This is a genomic window from Rhizocola hellebori (assembly GCF_016862955.1).
GTDB classification, from domain to species: domain Bacteria; phylum Actinomycetota; class Actinomycetes; order Mycobacteriales; family Micromonosporaceae; genus Rhizocola; species Rhizocola hellebori.
In genome coordinates, this window is the sequence record NZ_BONY01000008.1 from 179495 (window position 1) to 198634 (window position 19140).

General features: G+C 66.8%; 19 protein-coding genes and 1 pseudogene. 13 read left to right on the forward strand and 7 right to left on the reverse strand.

Going from position 1 to position 19140, the window contains the following annotated elements; genetic code table 11:
• Positions 1-7: 7 nt before the first annotated feature.
• From Rhe02_RS08570 to Rhe02_RS08585, 4 genes are all read right to left on the reverse strand, one after another.
• Entirely contained in the window at positions 8-421 is a 414-nt protein-coding gene (locus Rhe02_RS08570; protein ID WP_203907552.1) for an arsenate reductase ArsC, read from the reverse strand.
• The gene (locus tag Rhe02_RS08575; protein ID WP_203907553.1) at positions 414-1154 is read right to left on the reverse strand and encodes an aquaporin; all 741 of its coding nucleotides are present in this window, start codon (positions 1152-1154) and stop codon (positions 414-416) included. The genes Rhe02_RS08570 and Rhe02_RS08575 overlap by 8 nt, the downstream gene beginning before the upstream one ends.
• On the reverse strand, positions 1145-1462 hold the full coding sequence (locus Rhe02_RS08580) for an ArsR/SmtB family transcription factor (RefSeq protein ID WP_203907554.1): 318 nt from the start codon (positions 1460-1462) through the stop codon (positions 1145-1147). Before Rhe02_RS08580 ends, Rhe02_RS08575 begins: the two co-directional genes overlap by 10 nt.
• Positions 1463-1548: 86 nt before the next feature.
• The gene (locus Rhe02_RS08585; RefSeq protein ID WP_203907555.1) at positions 1549-1914 is read right to left on the reverse strand and encodes an ArsR/SmtB family transcription factor; all 366 of its coding nucleotides are present in this window, start codon (positions 1912-1914) and stop codon (positions 1549-1551) included.
• An 83-nt stretch (positions 1915-1997) separates the two neighbouring features.
• On the opposite strand from Rhe02_RS08585, the gene Rhe02_RS08590 reads away from it, so the two are divergent.
• The 7 genes from Rhe02_RS08590 (at position 1998) to Rhe02_RS08620 (ending at position 7082) form a co-directional block, all read left to right on the forward strand.
• Positions 1998-2150 carry a hypothetical protein gene (locus Rhe02_RS08590; RefSeq protein WP_203907556.1) on the forward strand — a complete coding sequence of 51 codons (153 nt, stop codon included), beginning with the start codon at positions 1998-2000 and terminating at the stop codon, positions 2148-2150.
• A gap of 14 nt (positions 2151-2164) precedes the next feature.
• Complete coding sequence (locus tag Rhe02_RS08595; RefSeq protein WP_203907557.1) at positions 2165-2395, forward strand: hypothetical protein; 231 nt, start codon at positions 2165-2167, stop codon at positions 2393-2395.
• Positions 2392-3597, forward strand: coding sequence for a M28 family peptidase (locus Rhe02_RS08600; RefSeq protein ID WP_203907558.1), 1206 nt, complete (start codon positions 2392-2394; stop codon positions 3595-3597). Before Rhe02_RS08595 ends, Rhe02_RS08600 begins: the two co-directional genes overlap by 4 nt.
• A gap of 38 nt (positions 3598-3635) precedes the next feature.
• Positions 3636-3962 carry an ArsR/SmtB family transcription factor gene (locus Rhe02_RS08605; protein ID WP_373320611.1) on the forward strand — a complete coding sequence of 109 codons (327 nt, stop codon included), beginning with the start codon at positions 3636-3638 and terminating at the stop codon, positions 3960-3962.
• A gap of 11 nt (positions 3963-3973) precedes the next feature.
• On the forward strand, positions 3974-4453 hold the full coding sequence (locus Rhe02_RS08610; RefSeq protein ID WP_239123555.1) for a GNAT family N-acetyltransferase: 480 nt from the start codon (positions 3974-3976) through the stop codon (positions 4451-4453).
• A 69-nt stretch (positions 4454-4522) separates the two neighbouring features.
• Complete coding sequence (locus tag Rhe02_RS08615; protein WP_203907560.1) at positions 4523-5887, forward strand: FAD-dependent oxidoreductase; 1365 nt, start codon at positions 4523-4525, stop codon at positions 5885-5887.
• 1 nt (position 5888) lies between these two features.
• A complete protein-coding gene (locus Rhe02_RS08620) occupies positions 5889-7082 on the forward strand; it encodes an MFS transporter (protein ID WP_203907561.1) in 1194 nt (397 codons plus the stop codon).
• Positions 7083-7126: 44 nt separating this feature from the next.
• Here the strand turns inward: Rhe02_RS08620 and Rhe02_RS08625 are convergent, their stop codons facing one another.
• Complete coding sequence (locus Rhe02_RS08625) at positions 7127-8716, reverse strand: hypothetical protein (protein ID WP_203907562.1); 1590 nt, start codon at positions 8714-8716, stop codon at positions 7127-7129.
• Positions 8717-9100: 384 nt separating this feature from the next.
• Between Rhe02_RS08625 and Rhe02_RS08630 the strand changes: the two genes are divergently transcribed.
• The 5 genes and pseudogenes from Rhe02_RS08630 to Rhe02_RS08650 all read left to right on the forward strand — a co-directional run bounded on the left by Rhe02_RS08630 (position 9101) and on the right by Rhe02_RS08650 (position 16673).
• The gene (locus Rhe02_RS08630; protein WP_239123557.1) at positions 9101-12715 is read left to right on the forward strand and encodes a nitrate reductase subunit alpha; all 3615 of its coding nucleotides are present in this window, start codon (positions 9101-9103) and stop codon (positions 12713-12715) included.
• Positions 12715-14094, forward strand: a pseudogene (gene narH, locus Rhe02_RS08635) (nitrate reductase subunit beta); the annotation flags it as partial. The gene Rhe02_RS08630 and the pseudogene narH, both read left to right, overlap by 1 nt.
• A gap of 68 nt (positions 14095-14162) precedes the next feature.
• Complete coding sequence (gene narJ / locus Rhe02_RS08640; protein WP_203907564.1) at positions 14163-14693, forward strand: nitrate reductase molybdenum cofactor assembly chaperone; 531 nt, start codon at positions 14163-14165, stop codon at positions 14691-14693.
• Positions 14690-15373, forward strand: coding sequence for a respiratory nitrate reductase subunit gamma (gene narI, locus Rhe02_RS08645; protein WP_203907565.1), 684 nt, complete (start codon positions 14690-14692; stop codon positions 15371-15373). Before narJ ends, narI begins: the two co-directional genes overlap by 4 nt.
• Positions 15354-16673, forward strand: coding sequence for an MFS transporter (locus Rhe02_RS08650; protein WP_239123558.1), 1320 nt, complete (start codon positions 15354-15356; stop codon positions 16671-16673). The genes narI and Rhe02_RS08650 overlap by 20 nt, the downstream gene beginning before the upstream one ends.
• Before the next feature lie 15 nt (positions 16674-16688).
• On the opposite strand, the gene Rhe02_RS08655 is transcribed toward Rhe02_RS08650, so the two are convergent.
• Positions 16689-17276: a helix-turn-helix transcriptional regulator gene (locus tag Rhe02_RS08655; protein WP_203907567.1), complete on the reverse strand. Its 588-nt coding sequence runs from the start codon at positions 17274-17276 to the stop codon at positions 16689-16691.
• Positions 17277-17377: 101 nt separating this feature from the next.
• Entirely contained in the window at positions 17378-17731 is a 354-nt protein-coding gene (locus Rhe02_RS08660; protein ID WP_203907568.1) for a MerR family transcriptional regulator, read from the reverse strand.
• A 121-nt stretch (positions 17732-17852) separates the two neighbouring features.
• On the opposite strand from Rhe02_RS08660, the gene Rhe02_RS08665 reads away from it, so the two are divergent.
• Positions 17853-19133: an MFS transporter gene (locus Rhe02_RS08665; protein WP_203907569.1), complete on the forward strand. Its 1281-nt coding sequence runs from the start codon at positions 17853-17855 to the stop codon at positions 19131-19133.
• Positions 19134-19140: the final 7 nt, after the last annotated feature.

Sequence of the window (19140 nt, forward strand, 5' to 3'; positions counted from 1 at the left end):
CCGCGCGCTATGCCGGCGCGATCTCCTGGATCAACGTCTTGACCCGTTCGCGAATCTCATCACGGACCTCGCGCACCACCTCGATCGACTGGCCCGCCGGATCGGTCAGCACCCAGTCCTCGTAACGCTTTCCGGGGAAGTATGGGCAGGCGTCGCCACAGCCCATGGTGACGATGACGTCGGATTCACGCGCGGTCTCGTATTCGAGTTTCTGCGGGATGTTGCCGGTGATGTCGATTCCCACCTCGGCCATCGCCGCCACCGCCACCGGGTTGATGGACTCCTTGGGCGCGGACCCGGCTGAGAGCACCCGGACCTTGTTGCCTGCCAGGTGTTTGAGCCATCCGGCGGCCATCTGCGACCGGCCGGCGTTGTGCACGCACACGAACAGGACCGTGGGTTGTTCGCTCGGGTCAGGCATGCTGGGCCTGCCTCTCCTCGGGTGCGGCGTTGGTCATGACTGCGGTTTCGGCGGGGCCGACCGGATAGCACACGGCGATCAAACCTAGCGCTGCCACCATGCCAATTGCTTGGGCGGCAACGAAACCGGCTACGCTGCCGGGGGCGATCCCGGCGTAGGTGTCGGTGAAGGCACGGCCAATGGTCACCGCCGGATTGGCGAACGACGTGCTGGAGGTGAACCAGTAGGCCGCCCCGATGTAGGCGCCCACCGCCGCGGGGATGATTGCCGCCTTGCCGGTGCGGACCAGGCCGACGATGACCACGACAAGCCCTGTGGTGGCAACGATTTCGGCGAACCACAGGTGGGCGCCGCTGCGGATGGTCTGTGACCAGGCGATCGCGGGCAGGTCGAACATCAGGTTGGCGATGATCGCCCCGGCGATCGCCCCGCCGGTCTGCGCCGCGACGTAGCCGCCCACGTCGGGGATGGCCAGTCCGGTGCGGGTGCGCCGGCCGAGCCACCAGTCGGCAAGGGAGACGACCGGGTTGAAGTGGGCGCCCGAGATCGGGCCGAACACGGCGATCAATACGGCCAGCCCGAAGACGGTCGCCGTGGAGTTGGCCAGCAACCGCACCGCGCCGTCGGTGGACAACGTCTGAGCCATGATGCCGGAGCCGACAACGGTGGTGACCAGCGCGGCAGTGCCGACGAACTCGGCGGCGGCGCGACGCCACAGGGCTGTCATGCGCAATCCCGGCGCGCTTCGGCATGCTCACGCGCGGTGGCGGCCAACTCGCTCAACTGCGCGGCGGCGGTGTCGAGCATGACGTGGTTGAGGTGGTAGAAGGTGAACTTGCCCCGGTTCTCGCCGGTGATCAGCCCGGCGTGGCGCAGCACCCGCACATGGTTGGATACGTTGGGCTGCTTCAGATCCAGGTCCTCCACCAGATGACAGACACATGCCGGGCCCCGCGCGAGAACCCGGACGATCCGCGCCCGGACAGGATCGGCCAGCAGGCCGGCCACCACTGTCACATCATCTTCAGCTGATATCAGCACGCTGTGATTTTATGGGCGGCGTTCACCCGGTTGGCAAGAGCGGCACTGCTCTGTTCACGCAACGTTCGCTTTCCCGGCGCCGCAGCTCACGTGCCGGCGGCGGCCGGGACAGCCAGCACCGCAGCCAGCGCTTGCATCGCTGCGGGCATCGGCCGGTACCAGACCCACGTGCCACGGCGGTCACCCTCGATCAGCCCGGCTTCCCGCAGCACCCGCAGGTGATGCGAGATGGTCGGGCCGGACACGTCGAACTGCGGGGTCAGATCGCACACGCAGGCCTCCCCACCCTGAGCGGAGGTGATCATCGACAGCAGGCGCAGCCGGATCGGGTCACCGAGCGCTTTGAACATCGGCGCGAGCGTTTCGGCCTGCCCGGCATCAAGCGCGGCCTCGGCGAGTGGTTCGCAGCAGGCGCCGGTGGAGGTGTCCAGCACCACAAGCTGTTTCGACATGCCTCTAGGTTGACAGATTTCTAAACAGGGTGCAAGCTGGCCCCGTACCGCTGATTAGATATTCATCTAGACAGGAGTGGATCGTGTTCACCAAACTGCTGCGCAGGCTCACCGCTACCGGGCCGACCGAGTTCTGCGACGAGTGCGCCCAGGTGTGCACCAGCGCCTGCCGCGCCGAAGCGCACTACAGCCGGATCCGCGAGCAGGCCGCCGCAAACGTTCCGTTCATCCGTTAACCGAGGAGAATGCCATGACCACTACACCAACAACGGGTGGGTTCACCGGAGACCTTGCCGACGCGTTCACCCCGCCGTCCGGCGGCGGCTGTTGCGGCAGCGCTCCCTCGACCGCCGCCCCCGCCGACGCTAGCGCCGCCAGCCCGTGCTGCGGCACGGCCGCCGACGCGCAGGCGGCGGGAAGCTGTTGCGGCGCCGCTGCCAAGGCCGAAGCGGTCGCGACCGGTCAGGGCTGCTGCGGATGAGCTTGCCCATCGCGGGGCCGGAAACCACCGGCCCCGCGCATCGGATGCGCGAGATGGTCGTGCGCCTTGCGGCGGACGAGTTCGCCGGACGCCGGGTAGGCAGCGCAGGTGGGCGGGCAGCGGCCCGATGGCTGGCTGAGCAGCTCAGGAGCGTCGGCGCACAGGTGCGCCTGGACGAGTTCACCGTCACGGGCGCGGTCAAGGAGCTCTCCGCGCCGCCGGTGCTCATCTGGCACCAGGAATTCGGTGACACCGACCTTGTCCATCGGCGCGACTTCGCCGAACACCTTGCCTCAGCACACCTGCCTACTGTCCGGAAAGGACAGCTGACTCTGGCCGGGTCTGGGAAAGAGCGGGGTGCCTGGGTAGTGGCGGAAACACTTGGCACCGCGTCACTCCCCCACCTTTTCGCCGCCGGCGCAGCTGGGCTGCTGGTGCCCAGGGGCGCCGACGACGCGGGCTGGATGCCGAAAATGATCGCCGGGCCGGCCGCTGGACCGCTACCCGTCCTGTCGGTGCGCACCGACCTGCACACGCAGCTGGCCGCGTCTGCCGAAGGCAGCGGGTCATGGGTGTCGGCGTCCGTACCCGTGAAAAGTGTTGAAGTAAATGGGATCAATGTTCATGGCGTCTTTCGCGAGCCTGAGCCTGGCGCGCTGTCAGTGTTGCTCGCCGCCCATTTCGATGGGGTGGGCGATGATGCCGGGCTGCGCCATCCGGCCGCGGCCGACAACGCCTCCGGGGTGGCCGTGATTGTTGAAGCGGCGCAACAGCTTCACCACACGCTGCCACCCGGGATGGGTCTGGCGGTGGCCTTGCTGGATGCCGAGGAGGCGGGAGCGCACGGCTCGGCTCACCATGCCCCGCAGGTGCCCGCAGGCACATTGGTGATCAACATGGATGGGGCGGCGCAATTGCACCAGGCCGCAGCAGTGGAAGCGGGCGGCCCCGCCCACGCGCTGCTGGCCGCGCTCGACCAGGCGGGCCGGCTCGCCGGTGTGCCGCTGCGAGCCCAGGCCATGCCGTCGGACAACCGGCGCTACGCGGCGGCAGGGCTGGCGGCCGTGGGGATCGGGATGGGCATGCCCGGCTACCAGACACCCGCCGAAACCGCCGACCGCGTCGAGGATTCAACCTTGCTGGCCGCCGCCGCCCTGATTACCACCACGGTCACGATCCTGCGTGAGCATGTTAAAGTCTAATCGTCTATCGCCGATTGACGATGATATTGGGGTACCGGATGGAGCTACTGGATCGGGCCGCGGCGGCCGAATACGCCTCATGGTTCAAAGCCTTGGCCGACCCGTCGCGGGTGCAGCTGGTCGAGCTGCTCGCGCGCACGGGTGAGCCGATGAGCGTCGGCGAGATCGTCGGGGTCATGGGATTGGCCCAGTCGACGGTGTCGCAGCACTTGAAGATCCTGGCGGAGGTGCGGTTCGTGCTCGCCGAGCCCGACGGCAACGCCCGCCGCTATCGCATCAACACCAACTGCATCAGCTGTTTCCCCAGTGCCGCCGACCTCGTCATGGGCAAACCAGCACCAGCCAAACCGGGGGAATCATGCTGACGATCCGCCCTATGACCGACGCCGACGGCGACGCTGTGCTCGCCATCTACCAGGCCGGAATCGACACCGGCAACGCGACCTTCGAGACGGCGGCTCCGCCGTGGCAGGAGTTCGACACCCGCCGCATGCGCGAGCACCGCTTCGTCGCCGAAGGCGGCACCGGGCAAGTTCTGGGCTGGGTCGCCTGCATCCCGTTCTCCTGGCGGCACGCCTACCGGGGTGTGGTGGAGCACGCCGTCTACATCCACCCGGAGGCCCGCGGTCAGGGCGTGGGGATTGCCTTGATGCGTCAGCTCATCGCCTCCACCGAGGCGGGTGGGATCTGGACCCTGCAGTCTGGCGTCTTCCCGGAGAACACCGCCTCCCTTGCGCTGCACCGGGCGGCCGGATTCCGGCAGATCGGCGTCCGGGAACGGGTCGGCTGCCTCGACGGCGTGTGGCGCGACGTCGTGCTCGTCGAGCGCCGCAGCACGATCGCGGGCTTGTCTTGACAATTGTCTAACTAGACGGCAGTCTAGATATTGGTTAGAGGAACTTCTAAACAGACTTTAAGGGGTGCCATGAGCACTAATGCCAGCACGTTGCCGGTCGCGGTCATCGGCGCGGGCCCGGTCGGCATGGCCGCCGCCGCCCAGCTCGCCACCCGCAACATGCCCTTCGTGGTTCTGGAAGCCGGCGACACCGTCGCCGCGTCTGTGGCGCAATGGGCGCACGTGCGCCTGTTCTCCCCGTGGCGGTACAACACCGACCCCGCCGCCCGCGCCCTGCTGGAAACCACCGGCTGGACAGCGCCCGACCCGCAGCAGCTGCCCACCGGCGGCGACCTGGTCAGCCAATACCTGGCCCCGCTGGCCGCGCACCCGGCGATCGCCCCGCACATCCGTTACGGCGCAACCGTTTCCGCGATCGCCCGGCAGGGCTTCGACAAGGTCCGCACCACCGGCCGTGAACACGCCCCGTTCCTGATCCGCCTGGCCGACGACACCGAGCTGCTGGCCCGCGCCGTCATCGACGCCTCGGGAACCTGGCGTCACCCGAATCCAGTCGGCGGCAACGGCCTTGCCGCCCACGGTGAGGCCGAAGCCCGCGCCAACGGCCGTGTCTTCGACGGCATGCCCGATGTATTGGGCGTCTTACGTCCCCACTTCGTCGGTAAGAACGTTGCCGTCATCGGCGCGGGCCACTCGGCTACGGGGACCGTGCTGGCCCTGGCCGAGCTCGCCGCGGACACGACCGTGCATTGGGTCGTGCGTGCCCCGGACCCGTCCCGGGCCTACGGCGGCGGCGCAGCCGATGCCCTGCCCGCCCGCGGATCGATCGGAAGCGCGGTCAAAGCCCTTGTCGAGCAAGGAAAAGTGACCGTCCACACCGGATTCTTCGCGCACGAGATCACCGGCGATGCTGTCGTGTCCACCGACGGGGAGAAGGTGGCGGCGGACGTCATCGTCAATGCCACCGGCGCGCGCCCGGACCACACCGCGGCCACCGAGCTACGCCTGGACCTGGACCCGATTCTCGGCTCCACTCGCGCTCTCGCCCCGCTGATCGACCCGAACCAGCACTCCTGCGGCACCGTCCCACCCCACGGCGCCGACGAACTCGCCCACCCCGAAGCCGGGTTCTTCATCGTCGGCGCGAAGTCCTACGGCCGCGCCCCCACCTTCCTTCTCGCCACCGGCTACGAGCAGACCCGCTCGGTCGTGGCCGCCATCGACGGTGACTGGGAAGCCGCCCGCAACGTCCAGCTGGAACTACCCGAAACCGGCGTCTGCTCCACCAACGCCGACACCGCCGAGTCCTCCTGCTGCGGCCCCACACCGGACGTCAAGCGCGGCCTGGCCACCGGTGTTCAGGGCGGCCTGATTTCCCTGCCGCTGGTCACCATTGGTGGACCGGCCAGCAGCGGCGACGGCTGCTGCAGCTGACGTGACAGCGATCCTCACCCCGGCCGCCACCACACCCGGTGGCGGCCCGGCCGCGCATTCACGCCGTCTCATCGCCGTCCTTTCGGTCACCCAGACTGTCGGCTACGGCGTGCTCTCCTATGCCTTCCCCGTCCTGCTCACGCCCATCGCACATGAGCTGGGCGCCAGCACCGCCACTGTCACCGGCGCATTCACCGCGGCGATTGTCGCCGCCGCAGCCGCCTCCATCCCGGTCGGGCGGTGGCTCGACAAGCAGGGCGGCCGCGCCCTGCTCACCTTCGGCTCAGCCACCGCGGCCGCTCTGGTCCTCGCCTGGTCGCAGGTCACCACCATCTGGCAGCTCTACGCCGTCTTCGTCCTCATCGGGCTCGCCTCGGCCACCATGCTCTACGAAGCAGCCTTCCCTGTCATCGTCGCCGCCACCCGACCGGAACGCCGCGACAACGCGCTCCTCGCGGTCACCATCGTCGCCGGATTCGCCTCCAGCATCTTCTTCCCGCTGACCGGGCTGCTGCTTGAGCGCCACGGCTGGCGTACCACCCTGGTCATCCTCGCCGTCTTGCTCGCGGCGATCACCATTCCCGCCCATCTGCTGGCCGTTCCGGGCCGCCGGCAACACCAGACCCGCACGGCGGGCGCTGGCTCAGGTGTTCGCGAAGCGTTACGAGACAAGGCATTCTGGCTCCTGGCCGCCGCCTTCGTCGTCCACGGCGCGGCCATCTCCGCCGTCGGCGTCCTTCTGGTCACTTACCTCCTGCGCGCCGGGCACACCGCGACCGCCGCCGCCACACTTTCCGGCCTGCTCGGCATCCTGTCCGTCACCGGCCGGCTCACCACCACCGGTCTGTCCAAACGATTCGGCATGACCGCCGTCACCGCCGCCGTCTTCGCCGCTCAAGCTTTCGGCGCGGCAGCGCTGCCATTTCTTGGCGGCACCATCGCCGGCGCCGGCGCCTGCATCGTCGCTTTCGGACTCGGCTTCGGCGTCGCCACCATCGCCAGACCCGCCATCCTCGCCGCCCGCTACGGCACGAGCCGGTACGCCACCATCGCCGGCATCATGACAATGCCCATCACTCTCGCCAAAGCCGGCGCGCCCCTCGCCGCCGCAGCCGTCGCCCCCAACACCTTCATGGCCGCCGCCGCAATCGCTTGCGGCACCAGCGCCCTACTCCTCCTGCGCATCTCGCGATAGGCGGCAAGACACCTCAATGCTGCATTTCTGGCCAGAGGTGGCTTTCAGGCTCCGGCTCTGGTCAGGGTGATGACGTTGGTGGTCGTGCTGCAACCGCCCATGGTGACGCAGCCGTTGCCGGTCTGCGTCAGAGTCAGCACCGGGTCGCTGCCCGCGATCTGGTAGGTGCCAGATCCCTGCATCGACACGCCGCTACCCGAGCCGGTGTAGGTGTAGGTGCCACCGGTGCCGCTGGCCGGGGTGTAGGAGTAGACGACATCGAAGCCGGTTCCCTTGCCTTGCAAGGTGAATGGGGCGGTGAGGTCGTTGACGGTGCCGGAGACCTTCACCTGGGTGCCCCCACTGGCGACGTACCCGCCGCGTTTGGTGTCGAAATCGATGCTCGCCTTGGCGACACCTCTGCGCGATCTGGCCTCAAGGGCCACCGTCCCGGTCTTGTCGGGGGCGTCCGGCGCGGTGTAGGTGAAGGTCGCGTCGGCGTTCACCTTGCTGCCGTCCGGCTTGACCGAGGCGCCACCTCCGGCGAGGGTCGCCTTGACCGACCCGCCGACAGGCCCGCCGTCGATCCGGCTGCGGGGCGCCGCGTTGATCGTTGAGGTTGCGCCGGGTTTCATGCCTTTCGGCCCCGGCGAGACGGTCGGCTTGAGGCTCACGCAATTGCCTGACTGCCAGCCCTTCTCGGCCGCCAAGGCGACCGAGCTCGCCACGATCATGCTGAACAGCGAGCCGAAGCCGACAGCCGATTCCTGCATCGAGCTGTTCGCCTTGCCGCCGCTGCGGGTGAGCGTCGCGGAGCGCACCTTCGTATCGCCCATCGCACCTGAGACCTCCACGAAACCACCCTTGCTGTTCGCGAAGTCGGCAAACTGCATGCGGTATTCGGTATCGGTCGACGCCAGCTTGGCGTCATCGTCGGCCTGGCCGGTGATCGCGAGGTCCAGGGTGCCCTTCTGGCCGGTGCTGCCACCGGACTTCGTCACCGAGACATCGACTTTGGCGCTCGCCTCGAAGCGGCCGTTCGCGTCGGGACATGGGCTGATCCCGATTTTCACGATCAGTCTGGTAGTCACGCCGTGCGATTCGTGAGTGGCGTCCAGCACCATGTCGACGTGTCCGCGGGAGCCCGAGATATTCATTTCCTTGCCCAGGTCCATAGAACCTTGGCCGTCCGTGAACTCGTTGGAGGCGGACACCGCGCGGTCGGCCCCGAGGAAGGCCACGATCGCGCCGCCGAACATGCCTTCACCGATGGTGGGATCGGCCACGTACAGCACCGGCTTTATCACCATTGGCAGGTCACCGATCGCCCGTGCCTTGCTGGTGAGTGCCTTGCCGTGGGCGTCAAAGGCCGCGTCAGCGGCCGCGGCGCCGCCCAGCGCCGACTCCAGGCCCGACTCGGTCCACAGCCCTCGCTCCAGGACGTTGTCCAGCCTGGCGAGCTCGATCTCCTGCAGCTCCTTCGATCGCGCCCGCTGGGTGTCGACCATGCGCTGCAGCGCCGGCATGTCCACGGCACCGTCAACGACGACCGGGCCCTGCTTCACCGGGTCGTCGGACTTCGAGCCGCAAGCGCTAAGCACGAGTGCCGCCACCGCGACTAGCGAAAGCGAGCGGGCGAAACCGAGGTGCGACAAGATAGGGCTCCTTCTCACAGGTGTCCGCCGGCGGTTGTGCGCCTGTCATTGGGAGGCAGGCCCGGAGTTCCACGAACACTAGCCCCTGGCCACAAGACCCGCGATGGGCCGCATGTCCATCCCCGGCGGCACCAGTGTCGCGTTCGGACAGACATCGACGCTTCGGCAAGTATCTGATCCATAGCCTTTGATCGATGCCACTAAGGGAATTCCGTCCCCGTAACATCTATTGACATGAATTTGGAATCAATCCATTCTTGACTGGAAAGTCATCCCCGATCCGCATTTGGCGCCCTGCGGAACGGATGGGACATGCAGTCAGATGGGCAGCGTCGCCCCTTACCTCACGCGTGACTATCCACATGAGAGTTCAAGAGGATGCCGATGTTCGGATCACCTAATGGCGATGTGCTGGGCATGGACGGCCCGATTGCCGAGGCGCTGCTACGCGCGGGGCGTTACCTGCGCCGCGTGGAGACGTCGGGCGATCTGCGGTCGGTATACAAGGTTGGTGGCCGCGGGTCAGATGCCTTTCAGCGCGCACAGTGGAGCCACGACGCCGTGGTGCGTTCCACGCACGGCGTGAACTGTACCGGGTCGTGCTCGTGGAAGGTGTATGTCAAGGACGGGATTATCACCTGGGAGGAGCAGCAGACCGATTATCCAAGCACCGGGCCTGACCGGCCGGAATACGAGCCGCGGGGTTGCCCACGCGGCGCGGCGTTCTCGTGGTACACCTACTCGCCGACCCGTGTGCGCTATCCGTATGTGCGGGGTGTTCTGCTCGAGATGTATCGGGCGGCCAAGGCCGAGTTCGGTGATCCCGTGCTGGCTTGGGAGCATTTGACCGACGACCCGATGAAGCGGCGTGCCTATCAGAAGGCCCGTGGCAGGGGCGGATTTGTGCGGGCCGGCTGGGACGAGGCCGTGGAAATGATCGCGGCCGCGCATGTTCACATCATCAAGCGCTACGGGCCGGACCGGATAGCGGGATTCTCGCCCATTCCCGCGATGTCGATGGCGTCGTACGCGGCCGGAAGCCGCTTCTTTTCGCTCATCGGTGGCGTGATGCTGTCATTTTATGACTGGTACGCCGACCTGCCGGTGGCGTCGCCGCAAGTGTTCGGCGACCAGACCGATGTGCCGGAGTCGGCGGACTGGTGGGACGCCTCGTATCTGCTGGTGTGGGGTTCGAATGTGCCGGTCACCCGTACTCCCGACGCACATTGGATGGTCGAGGCGCGTTACCGTGGCCAGAAGGTCGTCGTGGTGTCGCCCGACTTCTCCGACACCGTCAAGCTTGGTGACGAGTGGCTTCCCGCTCAGCCTGGTACCGATGGCGCGCTCGCGATGTCGATGGGTCATGTGATTCTTCGTGAGTTCTTCGTCGACCGGACAGTGCCCCGTTTCGTTGACTACGCCAAACGCTTTACCGACCTTCCGTTCCTGGTGACGCTGCGGCAAGAGGGTGAGGCGTATGTCGCGGACAAGTTCCTCACCGATGACGGATCCGACGGCGAGGCGAGCTTCAAGACGGTGATGTACGACCGGAAAACGGGTCCAGTCGTGCCAAACGGCTCGTTGGGTTTCCGCTTCGCGAAGTCGGGCATCGGCAAGTGGAACCTCGATCTGGGCGACATCGATCCGCTGCTGACGCTGTACGACGACGCGACCGAAATGGTCGCTGTCACCATGCCGCGTTTTGACGTCACGGGTGTGCTGCCCCGAGGGGTGCCGGCGCGCCGGATTGGCGAGCACCTGGTGACGACCGTGTTCGACCTGCTGCTCGCGCAGTATGGGGTCGCGCGGCCCGGCCTGGCCGGGCAATGGCCACTGTCGTATTCGGACACCGATCAGCCCTATACGCCCGGGTGGCAGGAGGCCATCACGTCTGTTCCGGCGGAGGCGGCGGCGCGGGTAGCCCGTGAGTTCGCGCGCAATGCCGAAGAATCGGGCGGCCGATCGATGATAATCATGGGATCGGGTTGCAATCATTGGTTCCACTCCGACACGATTTACCGCTCGTTTCTGGCGCTGCTGAAGCTGACCGGGTGCCAGGGCATCAACGGTGGCGGCTGGGCGCACTATGTGGGGCAGGAGAAGGTGCGCCCGCTGACCGGCTGGTCTCAGCTCGCCTTCGGGCTGGACTGGGCTCGCCCCGCACGCCAGCAGGCCGCGACGCCGTACTGGTACATGCACACCAATCAGTGGCGCTATGACACGTTCACGGCCGACGCCTTCGCCTCACCCACTGGGCGGCAGCGGTTCGAGGGCCGGACGGTCGCCGATCTGATCGCACAGTCAGCCAGGCTGGGCTGGATGCCCTCTTACCCCACCTTCAACCGCAATCCGCTAGACCTCGCCGATGAGGCCGACGATCCGGTGGCCCACGTGATCGCGCGGCTAAAGGACGGGACTCTGCGCTTTGCCGCCGACGATCCGGATGCGCCGGAGAATTGGCCGCGCGCGTTGACTGTGTGGCGGGCCAACCTGCTCGGATCGTCGGGCAAAGGACACGAATACTTCCTGCGCCACCTACTCGGCACCGACTCCGCGGTGCGGGGGGAGCCGGTGGGACAGGCTCCGGAAGGCAAGCTGGATCTGTTGCTGGCGTTGGATTTTCGCATGACGAGCACCACGATGTTCGCCGATGTCGTCCTGCCCGCCGCGACGTGGTATGAGAAACACGACCTGTCGAGCACCGACTTGCACCCGTATGTGCACGCGTTCAACCCCGCGATCGCGCCACCGTGGCAGACCCGCACAGACTTCGCCGCGTTCGCGGCCATCGCGAAGTCGTTCAGCGCCATGGCCAAAACACATCTCGGCGTGCGCCGGGACATCGTCGCCGCGCCGCTGATGCACGACACACCCGACGAGCTGGCCACCGTCCACGGGATCGTGAAGGATTGGCGCTCCGGCGAATGCGAACCGGTGCCTGGGCTCACCATGCCGCGGCTGATCGTGGTGCAACGCGACTACCCGGCCGTCGCCGACCGCATGGCGGCGCTCGGCCCACTGGTGGAAAGCCTCGGCGCGACAACGAAGGGTGTTCGGTACGAGCTGTCCCGCGAGGTGGAGTATTTGGGAAGGCATAACGGTGTGGCCCGGGAGGGTGCCGCCGCAGGGCGGCCGTCGCTCGCGCGCGACACCGACCTGTGCGAGGCGATCCTTGCCCTGTCGGGTACCACGAATGGAGACGTTGCCGCTGCGGGCTTTGCGGAGTTGGAGCGCAGGACCGGTACCCCCTTAATGGACTTGAAAAGTCATGGGAGAGTGACCTTTGCCGACACGCAGCAAGGCCCGGTACCTGTCGGCACGTCGCCGGAATGGTCAGGAATCGAGACGGGCGGACGCCGCTACAGCCCATTCACGATGAACGTCGAGCGGCTCAAGCCGTGGCACACCCTAACCGGGCGGCAGCACTTCTTCCTCGACCACGACTGGATGACCGAGATGGGCGAGCAGCTGCCGATTTACCGGCCACCGCTGGACATGAACCAGCTTTTCAAAGAGCCGGTGATCGGCGAACAGGGCGAGCTCGGGCTGACCGTGCGCTATCTCACGCCGCACTCAAAATGGTCGATTCACTCCGAGTATCAGGACAACCTCGTCATGCTGACGCTGTCGCGTGGCGGGCCGACGATCTGGATAAGCCCGATCGACGCCGAACGAATCGGTGTGCGCGACAACGACTGGGTCGAAGCGGTCAACCGCAATGGTGTGCTTGTCGCCCGGGCGACGGTCTCGCACCGCATGCCATCGGGCACCGTCTACCTCTATCACGCCCAGGATCGGCTGGTGGGCGTGCCCAAGAGTGAGACGACAGGCAAACGTGGCGGCGCGCACAACTCACTCACCCGGGTGCTCATCAAACCCAGTCACCTGGTCGGCGGCTATGCCCAGCTCTCCTTTGCCTTCAACTATCTCGGACCGACCGGAAACCAGCGTGACGAGGTCACTATGATCCGGCGGCGTAGTCAGGAGGTCGAGTACTGATGCGAGTGCTCGCGCAGATGGCCATGGTGATGAATCTCGACAAGTGCATCGGGTGCCATACCTGTTCGGTGACATGCAAACAGGCGTGGACGAACCGGGGCGGGGTGGAGTACGCCTGGTTCAACAATGTGGAAACCCGGCCGGGACAGGGATATCCGCGCACCTATGAGGATCAGGATCGGTGGCGCGGCGGCTGGACGCTGACCCGGCGTGGGCGGCTCAAGCTGCGTTCGGGCAGCCGGCTACGCAAGCTGGCGACCCTGTTCTTCAACCCGCACCTGCCCGCGCTGTCGGACTACTACGAGCCGTGGACCTACGACTACCAGAACCTCATCACGGCCCCGGCCGGAGACGACCTGCCGACCGCGAAACCGACCGCTCCGATCACCTGGAGCGCCAACTGGGACGACAGCCTCGCGGGTGGGCCTGAGCTGGCCCAGCACGACCCGATCCTCAAGGCGATGTCGGAGCGGATCAGGCTGGAGTTCGAGCAGGCGTTCATGTTTTATCTGCCACGTATTTGTGAGCATTGCCTGAACCCGTCGTGCGTGGCGTCGTGCCCATCGGGCGCGATTTACAAACGGACCGAGGACGGCATTGTGCTTGTCGACTCCGACACGTGCCGTAGCTGGCGCAGTTGCGTGACCGGGTGCCCTTACAAGAAGGTGTTCCTCAATCACCAGACCGGCAAGGCGGAGAAATGCACCTTCTGTTTCCCGCGCATCGAGCTCGGGATGCCGACGGTGTGCGCGCAGACGTGTGTGGGGAGGCTGCGTTACATCGGTGTCGTCTTGTATGACCCGGACAGGGTGCTGGAGGCGGCTTCGGTGCGCGATGAGCATTCGCTCATTGACGCGCAGAAGCAAGTGCTGTTGGATCCGCACGATCCGTCGGTCATCGAAGCGGCACTCCGCAGTGGGATCCCGCAGGACTGGGTGGTGGCGGCGCAACGCTCGCCTGTCTACTCGCTCATTTTCGATTACCAGCTGGCGCTGCCCTTGCATCCTGAATACCGCACGCTGCCGATGGTCTGGTACATCCCGCCGCTTTCACCGGTGGTGGATGCGGTGCGGGACACCGGTTTCGACGGCGAGGACGCCGCCAACCTGTTCGCCGCCGTGGAGGCGCTGCGGATCCCGATCGGCTATCTGGCATCCCTTTTCACGGCCGGCGACCCGGCCCCTGTCCGCGAGGTGTTGCGGCGGCTGGTGGCGATGCGCGCGTTCATGCGTGACATCAACCTCGGCCGGGATCCCGATGAGTCGATCCCCGCGTCGGTCGGCATGACCGGCTCGCAGATGTATGACATGTATAGGCTTTTGGCCATCGCGAAGGCCGAGGACCGCTACGTCATCCCGCATGCCCACCGCGAGGATGCCGGCGCGCCCAACGATGGCTGTTCTGTCCCCACTCCGGTGTCGCTGCCTTTCCCCAAGGTGAGACAGTCGTGAGCCGGGCCGTGCACATGGCGGCGTCGATCGCCCTGAGCTATCCGACGGCCACGAGGCTGCAGCCGTTTCAGGGTTTGTTCCCCCGCCTTGAGACCTATTTGGAGGGTACTCCGCTGCCCGCCCTCGAGGCGCGCTATGTCGAAACGTTCGACCTGCGAAAGCGGTGCTGCCTCTACCTGACCTACTACACGCACGGCGACACCCGCCGGCGCGGGCTGGCGCTGCTGAAGTTCAGGCAGGCCTATCAACGGGCCGGGCTGGCGCTCACCGACGAGGAGCTGCCCGACCATCTCGCCGTTGTGCTCGAATTCTCGGCCGCTGGCCATTCCCGCGAGGCGACGGACCTGATGCTGGCCCACCGAGCCGGCCTCGACCTGCTCTGGCACGCGCTCGACGAGCTCGGCTCGCCGTATGCGGAGGCGGTCGCGGCGGTGCGGGCGACCCTGCCCCCGCCCGGCCCGGCCGACGCCGCGCTGGCCGTGACTCTGGCGCAGGACGGCCCGCCCACGGAGCTGGTGGGGATATGAACACCGCGCTGTGGGCCGTGCTGCCCTATCTGGCCCTGACCACCTTCGCTGGCGGGCTGGTGTGGCGCTACCGGTACGACAAGCTTGGCTGGACGGCCCGCTCGAGCCAGCTGCACGAGCGGCGGCTGCTCGGGCTCGGCAGCCCGCTGTTTCACGGTGGGATCCTCTTGACCGCCCTCGGCCACGCCACCGGGCTGCTCATCCCGGCCGGGGTGACCAGGGCGCTCGGGATGAGCGACGGCGTATACAAGGCGATGGCGGTGGGGGTGGGCGGGTTGGCGGGGCTGATGACGCTCGCCGGGCTCGCGATCCTGGTGTTTCGCCGGCTCACCGTTCGCGCAGTGCTGCGGGCAAGCCTCGCCAGTGACCTGGTCATGTACGTGCTGCTCGGCTCCACCATCCTGATTGGACTAGCTATCACCCTGTCCGGCAACGGACACGACTATCGCGCGAGCGTCGCGCCGTGGTTCAGGTCGGTCTTCGCGTTCCAGCCGGCGGTCGACGCCATCGCCAAGGCGCCGTGGGCTTTCCAGTTGCACGCGCTGATCGCCTGGACGCTGATCGCTGCTTGGCCGTTCACCCGGCTGGTGCACGCGTTCAGTCTGCCGCTCGGATACCTTGCCCGCCCATACATCGTGTACCGCAGCAGGGAGGCCAGCCGTGGCCAAGCATTGGATTGACGATTGGAACCCGGAGGACGAGGTCTTCTGGCGGCGTGCCGGGCGCGGGATCGCACGGCGCAACCTGGTGTTCTCCATCTTCTCCGAACACCTCGGCTTTTCGGTATGGCTCATGTGGAGCGCGGTCGTGGTGTTCCTGCCGCGCGCCGGGTATTCGTTCAGCGCGGATCAGCTTTTCTGGCTCGTCGCGTTACCCAACCTCGTGGGATCCACACTGCGTATCCCTTACACGGCGGCGGTGGCGCGCTTCGGCGGTCGCAATTGGACGATCGTGTCGACGGCGGCGTTGCTCGGACCGGTGGCGTTGCTGTATTACTGCCTGAGCTCGGCTGGTACCCCCTATTGGATATTTTTGGTGGCGGCAGCGGCGGCAGGTGTCGGCGGCGGCAATTTCGCCTCGAGCATGGCCAACATTTCCTACTTCTATCCCGACCGCGACAAGGGCTCCGCGTTGGGCATCAACGCGGCCGGCGGCAACATCGGGGTCGCGGTCGTGCAGATCGTGGTGCCACTGGTGATTGGCGCGGGCGCGATCCTTTACCACGTCGCGCTGGTCTACCTCGTCCCGATCGTCGCCGCGATCGCGTGCGCTTGGCTGTTCATGGACAACCTGACAGCCGCGCGGGCGAGCGTTCGCGAACAGCTGACCGTGCTGCGCGACAAACATGCCTGGGTCATGTCGGTCCTTTATATCGGCACCTTTGGCTCGTTTATCGGCTACTCGGCGGCTTTCCCGCTTCTGATAAAGTCCCAGTTCGCCGGTGCACAGGGCCAGTATGTGGCGTTCCTCGGGCCACTGGTGGGCTCGCTGTCACGCCCGATCGGCGGGTGGCTTTCCGATCGCGTCGGCGGGGCCAGGGTGACCGCGCTGACCTTCATGGTGATGGCCGCAGGCACCGGCGGAGTCCTGCTGAGCCTCACGGTCGGGAACTTTGGCAGCTTCCTTGCCGCCTTCCTGGTGCTATTCATCGCAAGCGGAGTGGGCAATGGCTCGACCTACCGCATGATCCCGGCCATCTACCGTGCTCTCGCCTCCAATCAGGCCGGCTCTGGCCAAGCGGCGGTCCGAGCCCCCGTCCAGGCGGCCGCGGTCATCGGTCTGGCCTCGGCGATCGGCGCGTTCGGCGGCTTTCTCATTCCGCGCGGGTTCGGCATGTCCATTGCCTACACCGGATCCATCACGCCGGCGCTCTGGACATTCTTCGCCGCCTATGGCGTTTTCCTCGTCGTCACGTGGTGGTTCTATCTGCGCCGGGTGCTGATGGCATGGTCGCCGAGCCTCGCGGTCGCCCAGGTGTAGCTGACTGAAGAACCTTCACCCGCCCGGTGTTTCATGGCGGGGCAGAGCGCGGATCAGCTCGGAGCGGGATCCGATCTCCAGCTTGGGGTAGATGCGGTAGAGGTGTGTGCTGACGGTACGGGGCGAGATGAACAGGCGCTCGGCGATGTGGCGGTTGGACAGGCCTTGGGCGGCGAGCTGGGCGATCTGCAGCTCCTGCGGGGTGAGGCGGTCGCGGCCGTCATCGGGGCGGCGGATCGTCTCGCCGGTGGCGGCGAGCTCGGCGCGGGCGCGGTCGGCCCACGGGGTGACGCCAAGGGAGTCGAAGGTGACTGCGGCTGAGCGAAGGCGGTCGCGGGACTCGGCGGGGCGGCGGCGGCGCCTTAGCCCAATCGACAGCCATCTCAGCCTCAGGCCGATGTCACTGAGGTTCAGATATCCATATACTTCGCGATTATGGATCTGCTGCTGCTCGTCGCCATTGCCGCTGCGGTCTGCGCCGGTGTCGCGGGGCTCGCGTTTGATTTCCGCCCCGGCATCTGGCGCAAGAACCCGCCGCGGATGTTCGCCGCAACCATGTTCTGCTTTACGGTGGCCCTGCTCGCCATGTACGGCCGTCGCCACGTCGAAGCCACCAGCTCCGTGGCGGGCCTGCTGTCTCTGGTGTCGGTCGCGGGTATGTTCGGCGCAACCATATTGATGCTGAGGGCTCGTAAGGCGAGTCGCTAGCTTTCCACCAAATTTTCCAGGGTACCGGTCAGCAGCCGACGGGTTCGCTGTAGTTCAGCGATGGAATGGTCCACATCGCGGATCTGGCCCCGAAGCCGTTCCAGGGCAGCCGGACAGGCCGTCAGAGCTCCTCCTGCGTCGAAGCATGCCAGCACCTGCGCAACGGCTTGCAGGCCGAGGCCGATGTCGAGCAGAAGCCGGATCCGGCGCACCTCCTCGACGGAGTGCTCCTCAAAGTCGCGGTACCCGTTGTGGAGACGCCGCGAGGACAACAGGCCCAGGCGGTCGTAGTGCCGCAGCGCCCGCGTGCTGACGCCGCTGCGCTGAGCCAACTGGTTGATCAGCATCATCCACTCTTGACCTTGACACCCATGTCAAACCTTACCGTTCAGCCATGCCGACCGACCTGCACGCTCCCGTCAGCGTAGCTGTACCCGATCAACCTACCGTCGCCTTGCTGGTGGTGCCCGCGTGAACGTCGTGGTGACCCAGCTGACCAAACTGCGCGACGACCTGCGCGGTCCACAGGATCCGCGGCAGCGGTTGATGGCGCTGTCCACTCTGATCAACACCGTCGGCATGGGACTTTTCCTCTCCGCGGGCACCATCTTCCTCATCCGGTCGGCGGGGCTGAGCCCGGCCGCCGCGGGCGTCGGTCTCACCGTCGGCTCACTGATCGGCTTCGGCGCAGGGGTGTTCGTCGGCGACCTGGCTGACCGGCGGGGCGCCCGCGAGGTGGTCATCGCCTCGATGCTGGTGGAGGCCGTGGCCAGCGTCGGGCTGCTGCTGGTACACGACATATGGATGTTGATTGTGGTGGCGACGGTCGCGGCGGTGGGCCGGGCAGGCTCGGGAAGTGCCCGCGGGGCGATGATTGGTGTGCTGGCCGAGCAGGGCAAGGGCGCCGCACTGCGTACTTACTTGCGTGCGGTCACCAACGTCGGTCTGGCGGTGGGCATGCTCGGTGCCGCAATCGTTTTAGCCGTCGACAGCCGCCCGGCCTACGTAACCATGGTGCTCACTGATGCGGCGACCTTCCTCGTCGCCGCTGCTGTGCTCGCGCGGCTGCGGCACCTCCCGCCGACCCGCAGCGCCAAGTCTGCCCCGGACGAGCGTCGCTGGCTGGCCCTTCGCGACCGGCACTACCTGGCGTTCACCGCCGCGTCGTCGGTGGCGAGCCTGCAGTACTGGGTACTTGTCCAGGCGCTACCGGTGTGGATCGTCCTGCGGACGGCGGCGCCGCGCCCCATGGCGGGGCTCGTCCTGTTCGTCGCCGCGGTGACCGTTGCCATCACCCAGATTCCGGCCACCCGGTCCATCGACGGCCCCCGGGCGGCGGCTCGGCTGCTGGCCCGTTCGGGCCCGCTCTTCCTGGTGGCCTGGATCCTGATGGCCATGGCGTCCGGCCCGTCGGTGTGGGCCGCGGTCGCCATTCTGCTGACCGCGGTGCTCATACACTCATTGGCCGAAGTCTGGCAGGCGGCAGGGACCTTCGAACTGTCCTTCGCGCTGGCCCGGCCCGAAGCGCAGGGCCAGTATCAGGGCGTGATCGGGCTCGGCCACGGCTTTGTGGAAGCGATGGCACCGGTCATCGTCATGACACTGTGCATCGGCGCGGGCAAGGTCGGCTGGGTCACCCTCGCGGTGATCGTCACGTTGGCGGGCTTCCTATGTGCACGCATCGAGCGGCAACGGTCCAGCACCCACCTCGAGGCCGCTCACGGCACGGCCGCCTTGCCGTCAAACCCGTAACATGTGG